Here is a 23,692-nt window from a genome sequence, read left to right as displayed (position 1 = left end):
TTTTATCGTTGTTGGTTAAGCGCTGCTTGTTGCGCGTTGCGTTTGTTCTGGTCAGGCACCAGGCGATAGAAGGTTTCACCAGGCCTAATCATGCCCAATTCATTGCGTGCGCGTTCCTCGATCGCTTCAGAGCCGCCATTGAGATCGTCAATTTCGGCAAACAGTTGATCGTTACGCGATTTAAGTTTGGCGTTATTCGCCTGTTGCACCGCGACGTCATCGTTGACGCGCGTATAGTCATGGATGCCATTTTTTCCCAGCCACAATGAATATTGCAGCCAGCCAAGCAGCACCAATAGCAGTAACGTCAGTTTTCCCATCCCGCCCCCTAAAAACGGCCCAATCATCCCATAACTTTGCGCAGGACTCCACACCAGCGGCGAAAATGGCGCGCTTTGCTGCGCGTCTGCGCAAAATATGAATCAGTGGGGTAAACCAGGCGGGAAAAGTTTTGTAACCTGCCGATGCGTTTGCACATCAGCGTGGCGGCAATGGCGGTTACCAGCCGGAGAGAAAGGCGAACATTAACCAGAACAGGCAAATCACCAGAATCACCGTGGCGAGTGTGGTCCACAGCAGTTGTCCACGCAGTAAGGTGTTAAGCGCGATACCCATCAGCACCGATACCGGCAGCAGCGCAAGGAAAAACGGCCAGGTGTAGAGAAAGAAAAACAAGGTATTAGAGCCGTACAACAGGAACGGTATGGCCAGGGCGCACCAGTAAGCAACAAAGCCGATGATGCCGCCCGGCAGTGATGAGTGCGGCTCATCCGGGGTGCGTTCATCTTTGCGAGCCAGCATGGGGGTAATGTTTTGCATAGGGGTCCTGTTGACGCGAAGGCGGCAAATCAGCTTCGATTTGCCGCTGTCTGTTCAGGATCTGATGATATCGCGGTCACGCAGCAGGTCTAACAATTGGGCGGCAAGTTTTGTAACCAATTGTTCGCCCTCAAGCTGGATATCCGGGCTTTCTGGCGCCTCGTATACGCTATCGATACCGGTGAAATTACGCAGTTCACCAGCGCGTGCTTTGCGATAGAGTCCCTTGGGATCGCGCGCTTCGCATACCGCCAGCGGCGTATCGACAAACACCTCAATAAACTGGCCCGGTTCCAGCAGATCGCGCACCATCTGACGCTCGGCGCGGTGCGGCGAAATAAAGGCGGTCAGCACCACCAGTCCGGCATCCACCATCAGTTTCGCCACTTCGCCGACCCGACGAATGTTCTCTTTGCGATCGTCATCGCTGAAGCCGAGATCGCGGCACAGCCCGTGACGCACATTGTCGCCATCCAGCAGGTAGGTGCTGACGCCAATGCGATGCAGCGCCTGCTCCAGCGCGCCCGCCACGGTTGATTTTCCCGAGCCAGACAGCCCGGTAAACCACAGCACCACGCCCTGATGGCCATGCTGCTGTTCACGTGCGCCGCGGGTCACCGGATGGTCATGCCACACCACATTATCATCGTGGCCGGCCATTATTGACCGCCCAGCAGATCGCGCGCGTTCCAGTGTGGGAAATGACGGCGCACCAGCGCATTCAGTTCCAGCTCGAAGGCGCTGAACTGTCCCTGATGGGTCGGCGCATCCTGTTTCGGCTGATGGATCATGCCGGCACCCACGGTGACGTTGCTCAGGCGATCGATAAAGATCATGCCGCCGGTCACCGGGTTCTGTTGATAGCTGTCGAGCACCATCGGCTCATCAAAGGTCATCTCAATCAGACCAATGCCGTTGAGCGGCAGCGAATCGACATGGCGCGTTTCCAGCGAGTTGATCTCCACCTGATGCAGCACTTTCTCAACCCGGCCACGCGCTTTCTTGCCGGCGATTTTCACGTCGTAGCTCTGGCCAGCCTGCAACGGCTGCTCTGCCATCCAGACCACATCCACGCTGGCGGACTGGACGGCACTCAGCTCAGCGCTGGCATCCACCAGCAGATCGCCACGGCTGATATCAATCTCATCCTGCAGCACCAGCGTAATCGCTTCACCGGCCCCGGCTTCCTGCAGATCGCCATCAAAGGTCACAATGCGGGCAATGCTGGATTCGACACCAGATGGCAGCACTTTGACCCGCTGTCCAACCTGCACGCTGCCCGACGCCAGCGTACCGGCATAGCCACGGAAATCGAGGTTCGGACGGTTAACGTACTGTACCGGGAAACGCATCGGCTGATGATCCACCACCCGCTTCAGTTCAACCGTCTCCAGCACGTCAAGCAACGTCGGGCCGCTGTACCATGGCATAGTCTGGCTGGCTGACGCCACGTTATCCCCTTCCAGCGCCGACATCGGCACAAAGCGAATATCGAGATCTTCCGGCAGCTGGGCAGCAAAATCGAGGTAATCCTGTTTGATTTGCTCGAAGATATCCTGTTTGTAATCCACCAGGTCCATCTTGTTGATCGCCACCACCAGGTGTTTGATGCCCAGCAGCGTCGAGATAAAGCTGTGACGACGGGTCTGATCCAGCACCCCTTTACGCGCATCAATCAGCAGGATCGCCAGATCGCAGGTTGACGCGCCGGTCGCCATGTTACGGGTGTACTGCTCGTGGCCCGGAGTATCGGCAATGATAAACTTGCGCTTTTCGGTAGAGAAATAGCGATAGGCCACATCAATGGTGATGCCCTGTTCCCGCTCCGCCTGCAGACCGTCTACCAGCAGCGCCAGATCGAGCTTTTCGCCCTGGGTGCCGTGACGCTTACTGTCGTTATGCAGCGAAGAGAGCTGATCTTCATAGATCTGACGGGTGTCATGCAGCAGGCGTCCAATCAGGGTACTTTTGCCATCATCGACGCTGCCGCAGGTGAGAAAACGCAGCAGGCTCTTGTGTTGTTGTGCGGTCAGCCAGGCTTCAACGCCGCCCTGGTCGGCAATCTGTTGTGCAATTACGGTATTCATCTGGCGTCTCCTTAGAAATAACCCTGACGTTTTTTCAGTTCCATCGAACCGGACTGATCGCGGTCGATCACCCGACCCTGACGCTCACTGGTGGTGGAGACCAGCATCTCTTCAATGATCTCCGGCAGCGTCTGCGCCTCAGATTCCACCGCGCCGGTCAGCGGCCAGCAGCCGAGAGTACGGAAACGCACCATGCGCTGTTTGATCACTTCACCCGGCTGCAGGTTGATACGATCGTCATCGATCATCATCAGCATGCCATCGCGTTCCAGTACCGGACGCGGTGCGGCGAGGTAAAGCGGCACGATCTCAATGTTTTCCAGGAAGATGTACTGCCAGATATCCAGTTCAGTCCAGTTCGACAGCGGGAAAACGCGGATGCTTTCGCCCTTGTTGATCTGGCCGTTGTAGTTGTGCCACAGCTCCGGACGCTGGTTTTTAGGGTCCCAGCGATGGAAGCGGTCACGGAACGAGTAGATACGCTCTTTAGCGCGCGACTTCTCTTCATCACGACGTGCGCCACCGAAAGCAGCATCAAAACCGTATTTGTTCAGCGCCTGCTTCAGCCCTTCGGTTTTCATGATGTCGGTATGTTTGGCGCTGCCGTGCACAAACGGGTTAATGCCCATCGCCACCCCTTCCGGGTTGCGGTGAACCAGCAGCTCCGCGCCCATCGCTTTGACGGTGCGATCGCGAAATTCGTACATTTCGCGGAATTTCCAGCCGGTGTCCACATGCAGCAGCGGGAACGGCAGCGTGCCAGGATAAAAGGCTTTACGCGCCAGGTGCAGCATCACTGAGGAGTCTTTACCGATTGAGTACATCATCACCGGGTTGCTGAACTCCGCCGCCACTTCGCGAATGATGTGGATACTCTCCGCCTCCAGCTGACGCAGATGAGTGAGTCGTTTTTGGTCCATGATTTTCCCTCAAGCCAGATTGACAACGGCGGACTCGCGAGCCCCCTGCTGTGCCGAATGTTGAAACCAGGCGAGTTGCCCGTGCAAATTGACCACTTCTCCGATCACCAGCAGTGCCGGAGTGGGTGCCGAGGCGGCCAGCGCCTCGAGTTGTTCTAAGGTACCGGTCACTACCTGTTGATCCTGACGGGTGCCGCGGCTGATCACCGCCACCGGCGTCGACGGCGCGCGGCCGTGCTGAATCAGCGCTTCGCTAATCAGCGCCGCCTTCACCGTGCCCATATAGATCGCCAGCGTCTGACGCGCACGCGCCAGCGACGGCCAGTCAATGTCGTCACCATCCGGACGACAATGACCGGTAATAAACATCACGCTCTGCGCGTAATCGCGGTGAGTCAGCGGAATACCGGCGTAAGCGGTGGCTCCGGCGGCGGCGGTGACGCCCGGCACCACCTGGAACGGAATGCCAGCCTGCTGTGCCGCCTGCAGCTCTTCGCCGCCGCGGCCAAAGATAAACGGATCGCCCCCCTTGAGGCGCACAACCCGCTTGCCCTGCAGCGCCAGCTTAACCAGCATCTGATTGGTCTCTTCCTGCGGCACCGAATGCGCACCCGCCCGTTTACCGACGCAGATGCGATCGGCATCGCGGCGAACCAGCTCCAGCACCTCGTCACTGACCAGATGGTCATACAGCACCACATCGGCCAGTTGCATCACCTGCAGGCCGCGCAGCGTCAGCAGACCGCTGTCGCCCGGACCGGCCCCCACCAGAATAATTTCACCCTGTCGGCCTGGTTCATCGAGCAGCTCACGGTCCAGCGTGCGTTTCGCCTCATCCACATTGCCAGCCGACATCTGGCTGGCAAACAGGCCGTTGAATGCCCGCTCCCAGAAACGGCGGCGGTCAGACATGCGGTGAAAACGCTGTTTAACTTTGTCACGCCACTGTCCGGCCACCTCAGCCATCTGGCCGAGGTTAGCGGGCAGTAGCGTCTCCAGTTTTTCACGCAGCATACGCGCCAGCACCGGCGCAGTGCCGCTGGAGGAGATCGCGACCACCAGCGGTGAGCGGTCAACAATCGAGGGGAAGATAAAGCTGCATTTCGGTTGATCGTCCACCACGTTCACCAGCTTCTGGCGCGCGTTGGCAGCCTCGAAGACCGCCGCGTTGAGGGCATTGTCATCGGTGGCGGCGATCACCAGGAACACGCCGTCGAGCTGGGCAGGATCAAACGCGGTCGCCAGCCACTCCAGCTGCTGCGTCTCGAGCAGCGCCTGCAGTTCAGGGCAGAGTTCGCGCGCGGCAATCTGCACGCGCGCACGCGCACGACGCAGCAGTTCAATTTTTCGCGCTGCGATATCTCCACCGCCGACAACCAGAACCGGGCGGCCAGAGAGATCGGCAAAAAGGGGCAGATAGTCCACGTTAACCTTAGTGTTGTAACTTTGCGTTAACGCGACTATACGTCCCTGAGTTTATCCAGATGAAATTACGAATTGGAATGAGTAGTTACCGAATGGAATAACGGCCCCGCTAAGCACAGAACAATTTGATCTTAACGACGGATAATTAATGGGTTATCCGTGACCGTGCTCACAGATTATCGGCTGGCGGAGGCCGCAAAAAACCGGCTGTCCTCCATCAAAAACAGACAATGGCCAGCCGAAGCGCCGTTCGCTACGCCAGCCGGCCTGATTCTGTCGATAGTGCACCGCAGCAAAAAGGCTATAATAGCGCCCGGCATGACGGGCCCGGTGCAGCATGCCGGACCGGTATCTGAAAAATGAAAAAGGATGCACTATGTTTTCTTCCCTCCGATTGAGGGCGGCGGCGGTTTTAATTGGCGCGCTAATTTCCCCGCTGGCACTTGCCAGCCAGCCCGGCCACTTTGCCGAACAGCAGGTTCGCCACATCGCCACCTGGTTCCCTGGCCGGATGACCGGCAGTCCAGCCGAACTGATGGCGGCCGACTATCTGCAACAGCAATTTACCGCACTCGGTTTCAAGACCAATACCCGGCAGTTCAACACCGGCTATAACTGGCAGGAAAACGACGGCAAGTTACGCTGGCGTAAGCTGACGGCGACCTCGGTGATTGCGGCCCGCGCCGGCAGTGAACCGCAGGAGATTCTGATCGTCGCGCATCTGGATACCTGGACGCCGCACAACAGCAGTCAGACTAACCAGAACCTCGGCGGCCTTCGCCTGCAGGGGGTGGATGATAACGCCTCAGGCCTCGGCGTGATGCTGGAACTGGCGCAACAGCTCAGTCAGCGACCACTGCACTACGGCGTGCGCTTCGTGGCGCTCAGTGCCGGTGAGGCGGAGATGCACGGTATGGACGATTACGTTGAACGGATGAGCGCCAGAGAGAAGAAGAACACCCTGCTGGTGATCGATCTCAACAGCCTGATTACCGGCGATCACCTCTATTTCAATAGCGGAATGAATACGCCACGAGCGGTACGCAAGCAGACCAGCGAACGCGCCCTACTACTGGCGCGCCAGCACGGCATTTCTGCCGCCAGTCATCAGTTAAACCGCAAGGATGCCGACGGCCTGAACGCCTTTGATAAAGCGGGCTTTCCGCTGCTTGACGTGACGGCCAGCAACTGGACGCTGGGCAACCAGGACGGGGCGCAGCAGCGTCATCGCAGCAGCCATTTTCCTGAGGGTACCACCCGACATCAGACCGATCGGGATAACCTCAGTTACCTCGACCGCTGGCTGCCCGGCCGGATTACCGTCCGCACCCGCGACAGCGTTAACGTTTTGCTGCCGCTGCTGAGTGAGCTCACTAACCCTAAAGTCTAAGGAACGGTTATGTACGTCGTGTCTCTCGATTATTTTCGTCCGATGGAAGAAGTAGAAGCGTTGCTGGCAGCGCATATTGCATGGCTGGATCGCTATTTTGATGCTGGAGCAGTGATCGCAGCGGGACGCAAAGATCCGCGGACCGGCGGGTTACTGCTGCTGAAAGAGATGCCGCGCGAGCAGCTGGATGCGCTGCTGGCGGAAGATCCGTTTGTTGCGGTGGCGCACTACACGGTGACCCGCGTGAACGTTACGCGGGCGGCGACCGAGTTTGCGGGCCTGAAAGATCTATAAACAACCGGCTTCTCTGGCGGCATAACCGCAGAGAAGCCGGACACAAAACCGTTACCCTTCGTGCAGACCGCACTCGCGCTTGAGGCCGAAAAAGCGCGTCTCTTCTTCTGCCATCCCGGGCTCCCATTTGCGGGTAGTGTGGGTATCGCCGACCGACAGATAGCCTTGATCCCACAGCGGATGGTATTTCAGATTGTGCTGCTGCAGGTACTGATGAATCTGGCGGTTATCCCAGTCGATGATCGGCAGCAGCTTAAACACCCCGCGCTGCACGCCGAGCACCGGCAGATTGGCCCGGCTGCCGGATTGATCGCGACGAAGGCCAGCAAACCAGGTCTGCGCACCGAGCGTTTCCAGTGCGCGATTCATCGGTTCCACTTTATTGATGTCGTTGTACTTCTCAATTCCCTCAACGCCCTGCTCCCACATCTTGCCGTAGCGCGCTTCCTGCCAGGCCGGTGAGGTCTCAGCACGGAACACCTTGAGGTTAAGATTGAGCTGGTCTGCCAGCTCATCAATAAAGCGATAGGTTTCCGGGAACAGGTAGCCGGTATCGGTGAGGATCACCGGGATATCGGGCTGCTGACGCGTCACCATATGCAGTGACACCGCCGCCTGAATGCCGAAGCTGGAGGAGAGCACATAGGCGCCCGGCAGATTCTCCAGCGCCCAGCTCACACGCGCTTCAGCAGACGACTTCTCCAGCTGCGCATTGGTGGCCGCCAGCGCCATCGCGCGCTGGACTTTGGACATTTCATTCAGTGCTGCGAGGTCAATCTGACTCATTTTGCCTCCTCCCAGAAATCGCGCGCCGGGTCCAGCACAGGCGCAACGATGCCCGCGCGGATCACGAAGTCACCAAAGCCTTCAGCGGCATGGCGCTCTTTGGCCCAGCGTCCCACCAGTTCATCAATGGTGGCGAGAATTTCGTTTTCGTTAATGTTTTCACGGTACATTCGCGGAAGGCGTGTGCCGATGCGATTGCCGCCGATATGCAGGTTGTAGCGGCCTGGCGCTTTGCCAACCAGACCGAGTTCAGCCAGCATGGCACGGCCGCAGCCGTTGGGACAACCGGTAACGCGTAACACTATGTGCTCATCACCCACGCCGTGACCGTGCATGATCGCTTCGACTTTGGTCACGAAGGCAGGCAGGAAGCGTTCAGCTTCAGCCATCGCCAGCGGACAGGTCGGGAACGCGACGCAGGCCATTGAGTTCTCACGTTGCGCCGAGACGTTTTCCATCAGCCCATGCGCACGGGCAATCGCTTCAATCTTCGCTTTCTCGCTTTCCGGCACGCCCGCCACAATCAGGTTCTGGTTGGCCGTCAGGCGGAAATCGCCCTGGTGGATTTTGGCAATCTCGGCCACACCGCTTTTCAGCGGACGGTCGGGATAGTCCAGCAGACGACCATTCTCAATAAACAGCGTCAGGTGCCATTTATTGTCGATGCCTTTAATCCAGCCAATCCGATCGCCACGGGTAGTGAATTCGTATGGACGAATCGGTTCAAAGGTGACGCCAGCCCGCTTCTCCACTTCCGCTTTGAAGGTATCAACGCCGACGCGTTCCAGGGTGTATTTGGTTTTGGCATTCTTACGATCGGTGCGGTTACCCCAGTCGCGCTGGGTGGTCACCACCGCTTCGGCCACATCAAGGATCTTCTCCAGCGGGAAGTAACCAAACTCGCTGGCGGTACGGGCGTAAGTGGCTTTGTTACCGTGCTCAATCGACAGTCCACCACCGACCAGCAGGTTGAAGCCCACCAGCTTGCCCTTCTCGGCCACGGCGATGAAGTTAAGATCGTTGGCGTGCAGATCCACATCGTTATGCGGTGGGATCACCACGGTAGTTTTAAATTTACGCGGCAGATAGGTCTCACCGAGGATTGGTTCTTCATCGGTGGTAGCGACTTTCTCCTGATCCCACCAGATCTCAGCGTAGGCACGGGTCCGCGGCAGCAGGTGCTCAGAGAGTTTTTTCGCCCACTCGTACGCTTCCTGATGCAGTTCCGACTCCACCGGGTTAGAGGTGCAAAGCACGTTGCGGTTAACATCGTTGGCGGTTGCCAGTGCATCCAGTCCGACTTCATGCAGCATCTGGTGAGTCGGTTTAACGTTCTTTTTCAGAATGCCGTGAAACTGGAAGGTCTGACGGTTGGTCAGACGGATGCTGCCATACGGGGTCTTCTCGCTGGCAAACTTGTCAATCGCCAGCCACTGCGTTGGGGTAATAATCCCGCCCGGCAGACGGCAGCGCAGCATCATCGCATGACGCGGCTCAAGCTTCTGCTCAGCACGCTCGGCACGAATATCGCGGTCGTCCTGCTGGTACATACCGTGAAAACGGATCAGCAGGAAGTTGTCGCCGGTAAAGCCGCCGGTCAGGCCCTCTTCGAGATCTTCACGAATGGTGCCGCGCAGATAGTTACTCTGCTTCTTCAGGCGCTCAGCGTCGGCTAATTTGCCTTCTACAACCAGCGGTCCAGGGTGTTTTTCGCTCATTAGTAAACGTCTCGCTGATAACGGCGCTCAATGCGCAGCTCACTTAAAAATTCGTCGGCCGCTTCACGATCCATTCCGCCGTGCTCGACCACCACATCCAGTAATGCCTGCTCAACGTCCTTCGCCATGCGATTCGCATCGCCGCAGACGTAAAGGTGCGCGCCTTCCTGCAACCAGCGCCACACTTCCGCTCCGTTGGCGCGGATCTTATCCTGTACGTACACCTTCTCTGCCTGATCGCGTGACCAGGCCAGATCGATTCGGGTCAGCAGACCCTCTTTCACATATTTCTGCCACTCCACCTGATAGAGGAAATCATCGGTGAAGTGTGGATTGCCAAAGAACAGCCAGTTTTTGCCGCTGGCACCGTCGTTTTCGCGCTGCTGCATAAAGGCGCGGAACGGCGCGATGCCGGTGCCTGGTCCAATCATGATCACCGGTGCGTCCGGGTTAGCGGGCAGGCGGAAATTATCGTTGTGCTCGATAAACACCCGCACTTCGCCCTCTTCTTCGACCCGATCGGCCAGCCAGGTTGAGGCGCCGCCGCCGCGCTGGCGACCTTCAATATCAAAGCGTACTGCACCGACGGTGATATGCACTTCAGTATCGGTTTCCGCCTGCGAAGAAGCGATAGAGTAGAGCCGCGGCGTCAGGGGACGCAGTAGTGAGGTCAGCTGCGCTGCACTCAGTTCCGCCGGCGCCAGCCGGATCATGTCAACAATCGGATAGCGCTGCGCATACTGTTGCAGCCGGGCTTTATCATCGACCAGCGCCAGCAGCTCGGCATCACGCGACAGCTGGGCATACTGCGCGACGATCTGCGCCGTATTAACCGTCAGCTCAAAATGTTTTTGCAGCGCTTCGGCCAGCGGCAGGGTCGCGCCCTGTACCTCAACCGGCTCGTCCCCTTTCAGCCAGACCAGTTCCAGCAGTTCGCTGACCAGGGCGCTATCGTTTTCATACCAGACACCCAGCGCATCGCCGGGCTGGTAGCGCAGACCTGACTCACCAAGATCGATTTCGATGTGGCGGACATCTTTGTCAGAATCGCGACCGGTAATTTTCTGGTTCACCGCCAGCGTGGCGCTGAGCGGCGCCTCTTTGGTGTACGGGCTGGTAGTGACTTCATTGACGCTGCCCGCGGCAGTGGCGGCGGCCTGCGTCGGTGATTCGGTCGGCACGCGCTGCTTTAAAATCTCTGTCAGCGCACTGCGCCAGGCGGTGGCCTGATCGGCATACTCAACGTCAGCATCCACCCGATCCAGCAACCGCTCTGCGCCCAGTTCCGCCAGCCGGCTGTCAAAATCTTTGCCTGCTTTGCTGAAAAACTCATAAGAGGTGTCGCCCAGGCCAAACACCGCAAACGCGGCGCCATCCATTTTCGGGGCCTTTTTCGACATCAGGAACTTATGCAGTGCCACCGCCTCTTCCGGCGGTTCCCCTTCGCCCTGGGTGGAGGTCACCACGACCAGCAGCTTTTCCTGACCGATTTGTTTGAATTTATAATCGCCGGCATTCACCAGGTTTACATTCAGTCTGGCTGCCTGCAGGTCATCACGCAACTGTTCAGCCAGGCGGCGGGCATTGCCGGTTTGCGAAGCCGAGAGCAACGTAATCGCTGGCGCTTCTGCTGCGGCCGGTGCCGGGGCGCTGGCCACTGCGTTACCCGGGGTCTGTTCTACCCTGCCCCAGAAATAACCTGACAGCCACGCCAGCTGGGTGGGGGAATAATCGGTCGTCGCCGCCTGTAAGCGAGCGAGTTGTTCCGGGGAGAGCGGAAGCAGTGAACCTGGTGCCTGAGTCGTCATCGCGTTAAAAATTCCAGTATCAGAAGTCCGGACCGTAAAATGGCGGAAGAGTGCGTAGGTTACCGGCCCGTATATTAACGATTAAATACACCTTCGACATATCAAATAACCAAAATGACTAAATGGTTTTCCTGGTAGGATTAATCGGCAAAAGTGGTAAGTAAAGCGGCGATATATCAGTTAATTAGCTGGGACCGGGGAAGGAAATGGGCCACAACGCGGGCGCATTGTGTGATCTGAGTGCGAAAAATACGGTTATCAGGTAGAATTTAGCGGTTTTTTAATGTCTGAGAACCACTATGTCTACCACTTTATTTAAAGAGTTCCAGTTCGAAGCCGCACACCATTTACCTAATGTGCCGGCCGGACACAAATGCGGTCGTCTGCACGGTCATTCCTTCCTGGTTCGTCTGGAGATTACCGGCGAAGTGGATGCGCACACCGGTTGGGTGATCGACTTTGCCGAATTGAAAGCGGCGTTTAAGCCGGTCTACGATCGTCTCGACCACTACTATCTCAATCATATTCCTGGGCTGGAAAACCCGACCAGCGAAGTGCTGGCAAAATGGATTTGGGATCAGATGAAGCCTCGCCTGCCGCTGCTCAGCGCAGTGATGATCAAAGAGACCTGTACTGCCGGTTGCGTCTACCGCGGTTAACGCTGTCGGATCGAACCCTTCGATCCGGCGCTGCTGCTCCCCTGATTCCCCGAAACGGTTAACTCCCCTGCGGACCGCACGCCTGCCCGGTCACCCCATGGCTGAGGTGCCGCTGCCTACCGCCCGCTTCTGTCAGGCGATATTGAGATATTTGTGGGTTTGCATCGACAAACGCCAGTTGCGCGCAATGCAGGTCTCGATGCAGAGTCGGGTCGCTTCATCTTTGCGGCTGATCGGCTGTAAGGCAATGATGCGCGATTTCGCGTCATCAAGGCTGGCCAGCAGCGCATCCAGTGCCTCGATATCACGCTGGCGCGCCACCGGATGTTTGATTTCATCGGCCCGAACCAGCGCCTGCGGCAGCACATCGTAGCCGCCACGCATATTAACCTTGGGTGAAACCGTCACCCAGGTCTGTTCAGAACAGCGGATCTCATGGGTGCCGCTGGTCTCAATCTGGCACTGGAAGCCGTGCTGCTCCAGTACCGTGGTTAACGGAAGCAGATCGTAAATCGCCGGTTCACCGCCGGTGATCACCACATGGCGCGCGGTCCAGCCCTGCTGCTGGATGGCGTTCAGCAAGGTTGCCGCATCGGCATCGCCCCAGGCATCACTTTCCACGGTTTTAATTAAAATATCGCCCAGCGACGTTTCCCGATCCGCCCGCTTTTCCCAGGTATGTTTAGTATCACACCAGCTACAGCCCACCGGACATCCCTGTAAGCGGATGAAGATGGCGGGTACGCCGGTATAAAAACCTTCGCCCTGTAGCGTCTGGAACATTTCGTTAATCGGGTATTGCATTACGGACTCGCTTGAAAAAAACAGGGCGCTGATTATGGCAGATTTGCCGCGCAGCTCAACCACGCGTTGTGCCTTTTCTCCGCGCCGGACAAAAGCTAAAACGTCACAAAGAGGGACTTCAGACGGCTAACAGGCTCAAAAGGTGGATGGCAAGGATCGAATAACAAAGCGTCCCGCGCAAAGGACAAAAATGCCGGGAGCGTTTTTGAACAACGCAAAGCGTTGGCCCGGTAACGGGCGCACCTCAGGGATGAGGTGTGTAATCACGCGGGCCGAGCCGGCAGGGATGACGCTTTTGCGTCTTTGCGATCGGGCCTTGCCATCCGCGTCCGCACACCGCCACCAACAAAAAAGCCCCGCACAAGGCGGGGCTTCAGAGGCCGATAATGTCACTTAACGCGACATCAACGCACAGTCATTACTGACCTTTAACTTCTTTCAGACCGTTGAATGGCGCTTTAGAACCCAGCGCTTCTTCGATACGGATCAGCTGGTTGTACTTAGCAACACGGTCAGAACGGCTCATTGAACCGGTTTTGATCTGGCCCGCTGCAGTACCTACCGCCAGGTCAGCGATGGTTGCATCTTCGGTTTCGCCTGAACGGTGAGAGATCACGGCAGTGTAGCCCGCGTCTTTCGCCATTTTGATCGCTGCCAGCGTTTCGGTCAGAGAACCGATCTGGTTGAATTTGATCAGAATGGAGTTAGCGATACCTTTTTCGATACCTTCTTTCAGGATTTTGGTGTTGGTCACGAACAGGTCATCACCCACCAGCTGGATTTTGTCGCCCAGAACTTTAGTCTGATACGCGAAGCCATCCCAGTCTGATTCGTCCAGGCCATCTTCGATAGAGACGATCGGATACTGCTTAGTCAGATCTTCCAGGAAGTGGGTGAACTCTTCTGAAGTAAAGGCTTTACCGCCTTCACCGGCCAGCACGTATTTGCCATCTTTGTAGAACTCAGAGGCCGCACAGTCCATCGCCAGCGTGATGTCTTTGCCCAGCTCGTAGCCTGCTGCTTTTACCGCTTCAGCGATAACGGCCAGCGCTTCAGCGTTGGAACCCAGGTTTGGCGCATAGCCACCTTCGTCACCTACCGCAGTGCTCATGCCTTTGCTTTTCAGCACTTTCGCCAGGTTATGGAATACTTCAGAACCCATACGGATCGCTTCTTTCACGTTTGAAGCGCCAACCGGCTGAATCATGAATTCCTGGATATCAACGTTGTTGTCGGCATGCTCGCCGCCGTTGATGATGTTCATCATTGGCAGTGGCATAGAATATTTGCCTGGGGTGCCGTTCAGTTCAGCGATGTGCTCATACAGTGGCTGACCTTTAGAGGCTGCCGCCGCTTTCGCCGCCGCCAGTGACACGGCCAGAATGGCGTTAGCACCGAAGTTGGATTTGTTCTCAGTACCGTCCAGGTCGATCATGATTTTATCGATGTTCGCCTGATCTTTCGCGTCTTTGCCTTTTACCGCTTCAGCAATCGGGCCGTTTACCGCAGCAACAGCTTTGGTCACGCCTTTGCCCAGGAAACGAGATTTGTCACCGTCACGCAGTTCCAGTGCTTCGCGTGAACCAGTAGAAGCTCCTGATGGCGCTGCTGCCAGACCAACGAAACCGCCTTCCAGATGCACTTCTGCTTCAACAGTCGGGTTACCACGTGAGTCGATAATTTCGCGACCGATGACTTTTACGATTTTGGACATTACGTTTTTCCTCAGTACAAGTTAGTCAATCCTAAGACAAACAACGCGCGAAAAGTTCGCGCGCTGCTCGTGAATCTTACTTCGCTAAACGCTTCTGATGCTCATGTGCCGCTTTCACAAAGCCGGCAAACAACGGATGGCCATCACGTGGTGTCGAGGTAAACTCCGGGTGGAACTGGCAAGCCACAAACCACGGATGGTTCGGGATTTCGATAATCTCAACCAGTTGATCATCCCCTGAGCGACCCGCAACCCGCAGACCGGCTGCTTCAATTGGCTTCAGCAGCATGTTGTTAACTTCATAACGATGGCGATGGCGCTCAACGATGGTGTCAGAACCGTACAGCTGGCGAACCTGGCTGCCCGGCGTTAACTGACACTGCTGGCTGCCCAGACGCATGGTGCCGCCCAGATCGCTCTGCTCGCTGCGCACTTCAACGTTGCCGTTTTCGTCACGCCATTCGGTAATTAACGCCACTACCGGATATTTACAGTCTGGCACAAATTCAGTGGAGTTGGCGCCTTCCATCCCGGCGACGTTACGGGCGAACTCCATCAGTGCCACCTGCATGCCAAGACAGATGCCGAGATACGGCACGTTATTTTCACGTGCGTACTGCGCGGTCATCAGCTTGCCTTCGACGCCACGGTAACCGAAGCCACCTGGAATCAGAATCGCATCCAAATCTTTCAGTAATTCGACACCGCGTGATTCGACATCCTGCGAGTCGATCAGTTTGATGTTCACGGTGACGCGATTTTTCAGGCCGCCGTGCTTCAGCGCTTCAATCACCGATTTGTAGGCATCCGGCAATTCAACGTACTTGCCCACCATCCCGATGGTGACTTCACCGCCCGGATTGGCTTCTTCGTAAATCACCTGCTCCCACTCGGCCAGATTGGCTTCCGGTGCATTCAGGTTGAAGCGTTTGCAGATGTAGTCATCCAGGCCCTGCGACTTCAGCATGCCCGGGATCTTGTAAATCGAATCGACATCTTTCAGCGAAATAACCGCTTTTTCCGGCACGTTACAGAACAGCGCGATTTTGGCGCGTTCGTTGGCTGGAACGGCGCGGTCAGAACGGCAGATCAGCACGTCAGGCTGAATACCGATAGAGAGCAGCTCTTTGACCGAGTGCTGGGTCGGTTTGGTTTTCACTTCACCGGCTGCTGCCATATACGGCACCAGCGTCAGGTGCATATACATGGTGTGCTCACGGCCTACATCCACCGCCATCTGACGAATGGCTTCAAGGAAAGGCAGTGATTCGATATCGCCGACCGTGCCGCCGATTTCGACCAGCACCACATCGTGGCCTTCGCCGCCTTCAATGATGCGCTCTTTAATGGCGTTGGTGATGTGTGGAATCACCTGAATAGTGGCACCCAGATAGTCGCCGCGACGTTCTTTACGCAGCACTTCAGAGTAGATACGGCCAGTGGTGAAGTTATTACGACGCGACATTTTAGTGCGAATGAAGCGCTCGTAGTGACCCAAATCCAGATCGGTTTCAGCCCCATCATCAGTGACGAAAACTTCACCGTGCTGAGTCGGGCTCATGGTGCCTGGATCCACGTTGATATACGGGTCCAGCTTCATGATGGTCACGTTAAGACCACGGGCTTCGAGAATGGCTGCGAGGGAGGCTGCGGCAATGCCTTTACCCAGAGAGGATACGACCCCGCCGGTCACAAAAATATAATTCGTTGTCATGCTGAACCTGAGAGTTTAGGTTTAAAGACGGTGGAATAACCAGGACGGGAAAACAGTATACTGGAAACCGCTATCAGCCACAATTGATGAATCACAGCCATCCTCCAACGCAGTGCTGCGGCTAACATAGCGGATAGCCGTTAATGAAATGTTGATGTACGTCACAAAGTTGTCGCCGCGCTGAATCGTGTAAGCTCAAGCGGCGATTTTATACACAGCGCTGGAATAATCAGCATTTCTCGCTGATTTTCACCTGCTGCCAGGCCGCTTCCATCTGTTCCAGCGTGGCGCCAGGCATGCTCAGCCCCTGCGCGGCAATGATCGCTTCAACCTGGCGGAAGCGACGCTCAAACTTGTCATTAGCCTTTTGCAGCGCGGTTTCAGCTTTGCTGCCAAGATGGCGCGACAGGTTCACCGTGGCGAACAGCAGGTCACCGATCTCCTCCTCCAGCTTCTGGCTGTCCACCACACTTTGCTGCGCCTCGTGCATCACTTCATCGATCTCTTCGTGCACTTTGGCGACCACCGGCCCCAGCGTGTCCCAGTCAAAGCCGACATTGTGGCAACGCTTCTGGATTTTATGGGCGCGCATCAGCGCCGGCAATGCTCTGGGAATATCGTCCAGCGCCGAATGCTGGGCTTTTTCCGCCCGCTCGGCAGTTTTTATCGCTTCCCAGTTTTTCAGCACCTCGCCGCTGGTTTCCGCGCTGGCGTCAGCAAAAATATGCGGATGACGGCGCTCCAGCTTGTCGCTAATGGCGTGGCAGATATCCTCGAAGGTAAAGCGATCCTGCTCGCTGGCCATCTGGGCATAAAACACCACCTGGAACAGCAGATCGCCCAGTTCGCCGCGCAAATCGTCAAAATCCTCGCGCTGGATAGCGTCCAGCACTTCATAGGTCTCCTCCAGCGTATACGGGGCGATGGTGGCGAAGGTCTGCTCACGATCCCACGGACAGCCGTGTTGCGGATCGCGCAGGGTTTTCATAATGCCAAGCAGGCGATCGATGGCGTTCATTCAGGAAAATCCTTTGCGGTTGGTCTTGAAGTGGCGCGTATACGGCGCCTGAAGTGCAGCACGCCAGCCCGGCCGTTCGCCTCTGCGGCGAAAACCGGACCGGCGGCCAGTAGTGTCAGTGTAAACGGCGGGCGTCGATGATATCAGAGACCTGATTCAGGCGTGCCAGTACCCGTCCCAGCACCTGATGGTTATAAATCTCGATATCCATGTCGATAGTCGCCAGTTGCTTTTTGGTATCGCTGCGGCTCGACACGCCCAGTACATTGACTTTTTCATTGGCGAGGATGGTGGTGATATCGCGCAGCAGCCCGCTGCGATCGTTGGCTGTCACCCGTACCACCAGCGAATAACCGCTGGAGTAACTTTCACCCCATACCGCGTCAACGATGCGTTCCGGCGCATGGGAGATCAGCTCAGCCAGCTGGTCACAGTCGGCACGGTGAATCGAAATACCGCGCCCCTGGGTAATAAAGCCGACGATATCGTCGCCCGGAATCGGCTGGCAGCAACGTGCAATGTGGTGCATCAGGTTGCCCACGCCCTCGACCACCACGCGCCCGCTCTCTTTGCGCGACGGTGGCGTGTAGGACTTCTGGGTCAACTGGCGCAGCGCTTCGCGATCTTGCTCTTCGGCGCTCGGCTTGTTGAGCCGGGCCTGCAGGAAATTAACCATCTGGTTAAGGCGAATATCACCACCACCAATCGCCGCCAGCAACTCCTCCAGAGAAGTAACGTTATAGCGCGGCAGCAGCAGCTTCTCCGCTTCACGCAGGCTGATATCCAGCTGATTCAGCTCGTTATCCAGAATCTGCCGTCCGGCGATGATGTTCTTATCGCGATCCTGCTTGCGGAACCAGTTGTGAATCTTTGACCGGCCGCGGCTGGTGGTGATATAGCCGAGGTTAGGGTTGAGCCAGTCCCGGCTCGGGTTCGGCTGTTTCTGAGTGATCACTTCAACCTGATCGCCCATCTGCAGCTGATAGGTAAACGGCACGATACGGCCGCCGATTTTTGCGCCGATGCAGCGGTGACCGATGTCACTGTGGATGTGGTAAGCGAAGTCGAGCGGCGTTGAGCCGGCGGGCAAGTCCACCACATCCCCTTTCGGTGTAAACACGTACACCCGGTCATCGAACACCTGGCTGCGCACCTCTTCCAGCAGTTCACCGGAATCCGCCATCTCTTCCTGCCAGCTGATCAGCTTACGCAGCCAGGCGATACGCTCTTCATGCCCCGCTGCGCCGCGTGCGCTGCTGGAAGTCGGCCCCTCTTTATATTTCCAGTGCGCCGCTACGCCCAGCTCGGCATCTTCGTGCATCTGGCGGGTACGGATCTGGATCTCCACCGTTTTACCCTGCGGGCCTAACACCACGGTGTGAATTGACTGGTAGCCATTTGGCTTGGGGTTTGCCACGTAGTCATCAAACTCGCTCGGCAGATGACGATAAAGCGTGTGGACCGTGCCCAGCGCGCCGTAGCAATCCTGTAAGCGCTCAGCGACGATGCGCACCGCCCGCACGTCGAACAGCTCATCGAAAGCCAGCGACTTCTTCTGCATCTTGCGCCAGATACTGTAGATATGCTTCGGCCGGCCATAGACTTCGGCACGTACGCCCTCTTTGGCCATCTCTTTACGCAGATTGTTGACGAAGTTGTCGATGTACTGCTCACGGTCAATGCGTCGTTCATGCAGCAGTTTGGCGATGCGTTTGTATTCGTCGGGATGCAGATAGCGGAAGCAGTAATCTTCCAGCTCCCACTTCAGTTGACCAATGCCGAGCCGGTTGGCCAGCGGCGCATAGATATTGGTACTCTCTTTAGCCGCCAGCACTCGCTCATCTTCCGGCGCGTCTTTCATTTCGCGCAGGTTCATGATGCGTTCGGCCAGTTTGAGCACCACGCAGCGGAAATCTTCCACCATCGCCAGCAGCATCCGGCGGACGTTATCCACCTGCTCAGACGCCATCGAGTCATTGTGAATCGCTTTCAGCTGACGGATCGCGTCCATATCGCGCACGCCATGCACCAGCGAGACAATGCCTTTGCCGATGGTTTTTTCCAGATCTTCTTCGCTCACCACTTCATCGTTAGCCAGCGGGAAGATCAGCGCCGCACACAGGCTTTCAATATCCATACTGAGCATCGAGAGGATTTCGACCATCTCGATGCCGCGCCACAGCAGCAGCGACTGATCGGGATGGCCCTGGGTTTGCGCTTCACAGTAGCGCCAGGTTTCGGCGACGCGTTGACATGATTGCGGGTTAGCAATACCGAGACTGGCGATCCACTGGTCGAGGGCGAATTCCCCCTCAGTATTTAAATGCGCACTTCTGACCGCAACCATATCCTCTCCTGCACAGCGACTTAGCCCATCGCTTCTGTTTTTCTGAACAGCACCATGGATTCGAGATGACGGGTATGAGGGAACATATCCAGCATCGCGACCCTTTCCAATTGGTAGCCCGCTGACAGCAATGTCTGGCTGTCACGCGCGAGTGTGGTGGGATTACACGAAACATAGACCACGCGTTCTGGTGCAAGTTTAACCACATGCGCCATAACGCCAGCAGCCCCGGCACGAGCCGGATCGAGTAATACCTTGTTAAATCCCTGTGCCGCCCACGGCTGGCGCGACACGTCTTCCTCCAGGTTATGCTGGAAAAAGCGAACATTTTTAAGATTATTCAGCTCAGCATTATACGCTGCCTGCCGTACTAATGCTGCAATGCCCTCCACACCAACTACATTTTGTACGAAGATTCCGATAGGAAGTGTGAAGTTTCCCATACCGCAAAACAGGTCCAGCACCTGGTCTTCCGGCTGCAGATCGAGCCAGCTTAGCGCCTGTGCCACCATCTGCTGGTTCACCGCATCATTTACCTGAATGAAATCCTGTGGACTGAAGGTTAGCTTAAGTTGATGAGAGTGATAAAACGGCTTCGCTTCGGTTAACGGCGTTAATGTCTCATCACCTGCATCCAGTAACAGCATCAGCTGATGCTTATGCGAAAACTGTTCCAGCTTTTCACGGTCTTCCGCCTGCAGCGCATCAAGATGGCGCAGGATCATCAGTGGACCGTTGTCCGCCAGCACCAGCTCAACGTGGCCGAGGCGCCTGACGGCGCGTAAGCCACTCAGGCACTGGCGCAGCGGCGTGATCAATGCCTCAAGTTCGGGCATCAAAATGGGGCATTGCTGGATATCGACCAGATCGTTGCTCGCTTCCTGGCGGAAGCCCATCTGCAGGCGCTGCTGCTTGTTGTGCCACTGCAGGCCCAGCCGGGCGCGACGGCGATAGCCCCAGGGCTCACCGGCAATCACCTCATCAACCGCCACCGGCTGCTGTGCCGCCTGGCTCAGCATCCGGCTCAGCGCCCGGGCTTTGCTCTGCTGCTGCAGTGCCACTTCCACATGCTGCTGCTGGCAGCCACCGCAACGCTGAAAATGCGGACAGCGCGGCGTGACGCGCGCCGGACTGGTGTTTAACAGCCGCGTCACTTTCGCTCGGGCAAATTGCCGTTTATCCTCTGTCAGCGTAATTTCTGCCTGTTCGCCAGGCAGCGCACCGCTGACAAAAATGGTTTTGCCTTTATGACGCGCCACACCCTGTCCGAACGGATCAAGCTCTTCAATGGTGACGGTAAGGCGTTGTTGCGTCGCCACGCGCTGTTTTGCAGCGTAAAATTGCGCCATAGTGTTGTTAATTCTCTTTCTCTAAAAACGATGTGCACAGGTTTGTCGACGGATGCACAGGGACGTTAAGCCGGAGTAGCCAGGCGACTATTATGACCAAATACAGCCTGCGGGCGCGAATGATGATTTTAATCCTGGCACCCACGCTGATGGTTGGCCTGCTGCTCAGCTCATTTTTTGTGGTGCATCGCTACAACGAACTGCAACGGCAGGTGATGGATGCCGGTGCCAACATCATCGAACCGCTGGCGATCTCCAGCGAATACAGCATGACCTGGCATAATCGCGATGCGATGCGCGAACTGGTCAGTCTGCTGCACCGCCGCCACTCCGGTATTGTCCGGGCGATTTCGGTGTTCGACAACCATAACCAACTCTACGTCACCTCCAACCACAAGCAGAACCTGAGCCTGCTGCAGCAGGATGATATTCGCGCCCTGCCCGATGATGTCTCAATGGAACGGCACGGCAGTCTGCTGATTCTGCGTACCCCGATTACCACCGAACGCTATGACGTGGACGAATTACCGGATGAAGATGCCAAACCGGCGGGTAATCCGCTGGGCTATGTGGCGATTGAGCTGGATCTGCAGTCGGTGCGGCTGCAGCAGTACAAAGAAGTGTTTGTCGCGACGCTGATGCTGCTGTTCTGTCTCTGTATTGCGATGCTGTTCGCCTACCGCCTGATGCGCGACGTCACCGGCCCGATCCGCAATATGGTCACCACCGTGGACCGGATTCGTCGGGGTCAGCTCGACAGCCGGGTCGAAGGCTACATGCTGGGGGAGCTGAGCATTCTTAAAAACGGCATCAACGCGATGGCGATGTCGCTTACTGCCTACCACGAAGAGATGCAGCATAATATCGATCAGGCGACCTACGACCTGCGCGAGACGCTGGAGCAGCTGGAGATACAGAACGTTGAGCTGGATCTGGCGAAAAAACGGGCACAGGAAGCCGCCCGCATCAAGTCCGAATTTTTAGCCAACATGTCGCATGAACTGCGCACGCCGCTGAATGGCGTACTCGGCTTTACCCGTCAGATGCTGAAGACCCAGTTGCGCGCCACCCAGCGCGATTATATGCAGACCATTGAGCGCTCGGCCAATAACCTCCTCAGCATTATCAACGATGTGCTCGACTTCTCGAAGCTGGAAGCGGGCAAGCTGATGCTGGAGGCGATCCCCTTTCCGCTGCGCGCCACGCTGGATGAAACGCTGGTGCTGCTGGCACCGTCGGCCCATGACAAAGGTCTGGAGCTGACGGTAGTGTGCGACAGCAGCGTACCGGATAACGTGATTGGCGATGCGCTGCGCCTGCAGCAGATCCTGATCAACCTGATTGGCAACGCGATTAAATTTACCGAAAAAGGCACCATTGGCCTGCGCGTCGGACAGCGGGTAATCACCCATACCCGGGTCGAGCTGGAAATTCAGGTCGAGGATACCGGTATCGGCATCTCTGAGCAGCAGCAGACCCAGCTGTTCCAGGCGTTCCGTCAGGCGGACGCCAGCATTTCTCGCCGTCACGGCGGGACCGGACTGGGGTTGGTGATCACCCAGAAACTGGTGCGGGAGATGGGCGGGGAAATCACCTTCAGCAGCCAGCCCGATCACGGCTCCACCTTCGTGATTCGGGTGCAGTTGGATCTCAACCCGAATGCGCCAGGTATGCCACGGGTGCTGGAGGCGCTGTCGCATGCGCGTATCGCCTATGTGGAAGCCAATCCTGCAGTAGCCCGGGCGGCACTGGAGATGTTAAGCGCGACGCCGCTGCAGATCGATTATAGCGAGACGCTGGAGGGCTTAAGCGAGGCGCACTATCCGCTGCTGCTGATGGCGATGCCGGTTAATGTCAGCCAGCATCAGTTACTGGCGGAAAGCCAGATTAATGCCCTGCTGGATCGGGCCGATCATGTGCTGATGGCACTGCCCAGCCCGATGATGCTGCTGGCCGATGAGCTGAAGGTGCGCGGCATTGATAGCTGTATCGCTAAACCGATCTCCCTGACCCGCCTGCTGCCGATGTTGCTGGATCTGCACACCCGTCAGAGCAGTGAACTGCCGCTTTCGCCGCGCCTGCCGTTAACGGTGATGGCGGTGGATGACAATCCGGCCAATCTCAAGCTGATCGGCGCTTTACTTGAGGAGCAGGTACAACGCATCGTGCTGTGTAACAGTGCCGAACACGCGATTCGCGAAGCCCGCCAGCAGGCGCTGGATGTGATCCTGATGGATATTCAGATGCCTGATATTGACGGTATCCGCGCCAGCGAAATCATTCGCAGCCTGCCACATCATGCCAGTACGCCGATTGTCGCGGTCACCGCCCATGCGATTGACGGCGAGCGCGAACAGCTGATTAAAGCGGGGATGAATGACTATCTGGCCAAACCGATTGATGAAAGTAAGCTAAGCCAGCTCCTGGCGCGCTACACGCCACCGCCAGCCGCCGCAGTTCCGGAACTGCCGCACATTCTGCCGACGCTCGACTGGCAGCTGGCGCTGCGACAGGCAGCCAACAAGCCGGATCTGGCGCGCGATCTGCTGCGGATGCTGCTGGAGTTTTTACCTGAGGTCCACGCAAAAATCGCGCAGTTTATGGCCAGTAATGAGGTGAGCGCGCTGCGTGAGATCATTCACAAGCTGCACGGCAGCGCCAGCTACAGCGGCGTGCCACGCATGAAGCAACTTTGCCATCAGCTGGAGCGCGAACTGCTTCAGGCCAGCGATATTGCCGCGCTGGAACCTGAACTGCTGGAGTTGCAGGATGAGATGGAGAATGTCGCCAGAGAAGCCCGGCGGATACTGGGCGTCGAATAATACCGGCACGGCATTGCC

The 23,692-nt window shown here is 56.9% G+C and carries 19 protein-coding genes; 4 read left to right on the top strand and 15 right to left on the bottom strand.

Features of this window, described 5'->3' with window-relative positions:
• Positions 1–2: 2 nt before the first annotated feature.
• The 6 genes from ftsB to cysG all read right to left on the bottom strand — a co-directional run bounded on the left by ftsB (position 3) and on the right by cysG (position 5,251).
• Entirely contained in the window at positions 3–320 is a 318-nt protein-coding gene (gene ftsB / locus ACLIBF_RS05055; protein WP_031374750.1) for a cell division protein FtsB, read from the bottom strand.
• Between the two features lie 178 nt (positions 321–498).
• Positions 499–819: a DUF3561 family protein gene (locus ACLIBF_RS05050; RefSeq protein ID WP_031374749.1), complete on the bottom strand. Its 321-nt coding sequence runs from the start codon at positions 817–819 to the stop codon at positions 499–501.
• 54 nt (positions 820–873) lie between these two features.
• The gene (gene cysC, locus ACLIBF_RS05045; protein ID WP_279810393.1) at positions 874–1,479 is read right to left on the bottom strand and encodes an adenylyl-sulfate kinase; all 606 of its coding nucleotides are present in this window, start codon (positions 1,477–1,479) and stop codon (positions 874–876) included.
• Complete coding sequence (gene cysN / locus ACLIBF_RS05040; RefSeq protein ID WP_031374747.1) at positions 1,479–2,906, bottom strand: sulfate adenylyltransferase subunit CysN; 1,428 nt, start codon at positions 2,904–2,906, stop codon at positions 1,479–1,481. The genes cysC and cysN overlap by 1 nt, the downstream gene beginning before the upstream one ends.
• An 11-nt stretch (positions 2,907–2,917) precedes the next feature.
• On the bottom strand, positions 2,918–3,826 hold the full coding sequence (gene cysD, locus ACLIBF_RS05035; RefSeq protein ID WP_031374746.1) for a sulfate adenylyltransferase subunit CysD: 909 nt from the start codon (positions 3,824–3,826) through the stop codon (positions 2,918–2,920).
• Positions 3,827–3,835: 9 nt separating this feature from the next.
• Complete coding sequence (cysG, locus tag ACLIBF_RS05030) at positions 3,836–5,251, bottom strand: siroheme synthase CysG (RefSeq protein ID WP_046289599.1); 1,416 nt, start codon at positions 5,249–5,251, stop codon at positions 3,836–3,838.
• A 376-nt stretch (positions 5,252–5,627) separates the two neighbouring features.
• On the opposite strand from cysG, the gene ACLIBF_RS05025 reads away from it, so the two are divergent.
• Together ACLIBF_RS05025 and ACLIBF_RS05020 are read left to right on the top strand one after the other, a co-directional pair.
• Positions 5,628–6,641 (top strand): aminopeptidase, encoded by a 1,014-nt coding sequence (locus ACLIBF_RS05025; RefSeq protein ID WP_031374743.1) that lies wholly within the window; start codon positions 5,628–5,630, stop codon positions 6,639–6,641.
• A 9-nt stretch (positions 6,642–6,650) separates the two neighbouring features.
• Entirely contained in the window at positions 6,651–6,935 is a 285-nt protein-coding gene (locus ACLIBF_RS05020) for a YciI family protein (protein ID WP_031374742.1), read from the top strand.
• A 51-nt stretch (positions 6,936–6,986) separates the two neighbouring features.
• Here the strand turns inward: ACLIBF_RS05020 and ACLIBF_RS05015 are convergent, their stop codons facing one another.
• Genes ACLIBF_RS05015 through cysJ form a run of 3 tightly spaced genes read right to left on the bottom strand, consistent with a single transcriptional unit; the run spans position 6,987 to position 11,247 of the window.
• Positions 6,987–7,721 carry a phosphoadenylyl-sulfate reductase gene (locus ACLIBF_RS05015; RefSeq protein WP_448309453.1) on the bottom strand — a complete coding sequence of 245 codons (735 nt, stop codon included), beginning with the start codon at positions 7,719–7,721 and terminating at the stop codon, positions 6,987–6,989.
• Positions 7,718–9,439 (bottom strand): assimilatory sulfite reductase (NADPH) hemoprotein subunit, encoded by a 1,722-nt coding sequence (cysI, locus tag ACLIBF_RS05010; protein WP_448309451.1) that lies wholly within the window; start codon positions 9,437–9,439, stop codon positions 7,718–7,720. Before cysI ends, ACLIBF_RS05015 begins: the two co-directional genes overlap by 4 nt.
• Positions 9,439–11,247: an NADPH-dependent assimilatory sulfite reductase flavoprotein subunit gene (gene cysJ, locus ACLIBF_RS05005; protein ID WP_279810391.1), complete on the bottom strand. Its 1,809-nt coding sequence runs from the start codon at positions 11,245–11,247 to the stop codon at positions 9,439–9,441. The genes cysI and cysJ overlap by 1 nt, the downstream gene beginning before the upstream one ends.
• A 299-nt stretch (positions 11,248–11,546) precedes the next feature.
• On the opposite strand from cysJ, the gene queD reads away from it, so the two are divergent.
• Positions 11,547–11,906: a 6-carboxytetrahydropterin synthase QueD gene (queD, locus tag ACLIBF_RS05000; RefSeq protein ID WP_448309450.1), complete on the top strand. Its 360-nt coding sequence runs from the start codon at positions 11,547–11,549 to the stop codon at positions 11,904–11,906.
• Between the two features lie 132 nt (positions 11,907–12,038).
• Here the strand turns inward: queD and queE are convergent, their stop codons facing one another.
• The 6 genes from queE to rlmD all read right to left on the bottom strand — a co-directional run bounded on the left by queE (position 12,039) and on the right by rlmD (position 20,852).
• Complete coding sequence (gene queE / locus ACLIBF_RS04995; RefSeq protein WP_279810389.1) at positions 12,039–12,710, bottom strand: 7-carboxy-7-deazaguanine synthase QueE; 672 nt, start codon at positions 12,708–12,710, stop codon at positions 12,039–12,041.
• 418 nt (positions 12,711–13,128) lie between these two features.
• Positions 13,129–14,424 carry a phosphopyruvate hydratase gene (gene eno / locus ACLIBF_RS04990; RefSeq protein ID WP_069728892.1) on the bottom strand — a complete coding sequence of 432 codons (1,296 nt, stop codon included), beginning with the start codon at positions 14,422–14,424 and terminating at the stop codon, positions 13,129–13,131.
• Positions 14,425–14,500: 76 nt separating this feature from the next.
• Positions 14,501–16,138, bottom strand: a complete 1,638-nt coding sequence (gene pyrG, locus ACLIBF_RS04985) for a glutamine hydrolyzing CTP synthase (protein ID WP_031374736.1) — start codon at positions 16,136–16,138, stop codon at positions 14,501–14,503.
• 229 nt (positions 16,139–16,367) lie between these two features.
• Entirely contained in the window at positions 16,368–17,156 is a 789-nt protein-coding gene (gene mazG / locus ACLIBF_RS04980; RefSeq protein WP_031374735.1) for a nucleoside triphosphate pyrophosphohydrolase, read from the bottom strand.
• A 115-nt stretch (positions 17,157–17,271) separates the two neighbouring features.
• The gene (relA, locus tag ACLIBF_RS04975) at positions 17,272–19,503 is read right to left on the bottom strand and encodes a GTP diphosphokinase (RefSeq protein ID WP_031374734.1); all 2,232 of its coding nucleotides are present in this window, start codon (positions 19,501–19,503) and stop codon (positions 17,272–17,274) included.
• A 20-nt stretch (positions 19,504–19,523) separates the two neighbouring features.
• Positions 19,524–20,852, bottom strand: coding sequence for a 23S rRNA (uracil(1939)-C(5))-methyltransferase RlmD (rlmD, locus tag ACLIBF_RS04970; RefSeq protein WP_031374733.1), 1,329 nt, complete (start codon positions 20,850–20,852; stop codon positions 19,524–19,526).
• A gap of 92 nt (positions 20,853–20,944) precedes the next feature.
• Here rlmD and barA point away from each other — a divergent pair, with 92 nt between their 5' ends.
• Positions 20,945–23,674, top strand: a complete 2,730-nt coding sequence (gene barA, locus ACLIBF_RS04965) for a two-component sensor histidine kinase BarA (protein ID WP_031374732.1) — start codon at positions 20,945–20,947, stop codon at positions 23,672–23,674.
• Positions 23,675–23,692 lie beyond the last annotated feature (18 nt).

It is taken from the genome of Pantoea sp. PGP6, from assembly GCF_053474785.1.
This window is presented reverse-complemented; position numbering and strand designations above follow the sequence as displayed.